The sequence below is a fragment of the Neorhizobium phenanthreniclasticum genome, from assembly GCF_040066075.1.
Taxonomy (GTDB): Bacteria; Pseudomonadota; Alphaproteobacteria; order Rhizobiales; family Rhizobiaceae; genus Neorhizobium; species Neorhizobium petrolearium.
In genome coordinates, this window is sequence record NZ_JBEAAL010000089.1 from 1 (window position 1) to 875 (window position 875).

General features: G+C 62.9%; 1 protein-coding gene. It reads right to left on the minus strand.

Annotated elements, in window-relative coordinates; all coding sequences use genetic code 11:
• A partial coding sequence (locus ABK249_RS33820) for an ATP-binding cassette domain-containing protein (RefSeq protein WP_348864927.1) occupies positions 1–875 on the minus strand: 875 nt, incomplete at both ends.

Below are 875 nucleotides of genomic sequence, written 5' to 3' on the forward strand. Positions count from 1 at the left end.
CCGAACAGGCCGGAATGGATGTCGAAGCGCGTCGTCAGGTCCTTGACGTCGAGGATCGGCGTCTTGCCCTTGGCGACCGTGTCGGTGACGTCGGCAAGCGGCTGTTGCTCGCCGGTTTTTATGTCGATGATCGGGAAGCGCAGCGGCAGCCTGCGGTCGCCCATCGAGCCGAGCCGCGGCACGGCCGATAGAAGTGCGCGCGTATAGGGATGCTTGCCGCGATGAAAAATGTCGCCGGTCTCGCCCGTCTCGACCGCGTCGCCACGATACATGACGATGGTGCGGTCGGCGACCTCAGCCACGACGCCCATGTCATGGGTGATGAACAGCACCGACATGCCCTCCTCTTCCTGCAGCAGCTTGATGAGGTCGAGGATCTGGCCCTGGATCGTCACATCGAGCGCCGTGGTCGGCTCGTCGGCGATCAGAAGCTTCGGTTTCGAGGCGAGCGCCATGGCGATCATCACCCGCTGCCGCATGCCGCCGGAGAACTGGTGCGGATATTCGTCGTAGCGGCTTTTGGCATTGGGGATGCGCACCTTTTCGAGCAGGCGCACGACCTCCGCCTTGGCGTCGGCCTTGGAAATGTCCTTGTGGACGGTGAGCGCCTCGGCGATCTGCTTGCCGATCGGGAAGATCGGGTTGAGCGAGGTCATCGGCTCCTGGAAGATCATCGAGATCTCGTTGCCGCGCACCTGGCGCATCTGTTCTTCCGGCAAGGACAGGAGTTCCCTGCCGTTGAGAAATACCTCGCCTTCGATACGGCTGGAATTCTTCGGCAGAAGCCGCATGATCGACAGCGAGGTGACGCTCTTGCCGGAGCCGCTCTCCCCGACGATCGCCACCGTCTCGCGCGGCGCCACGTCAAAGGAAAT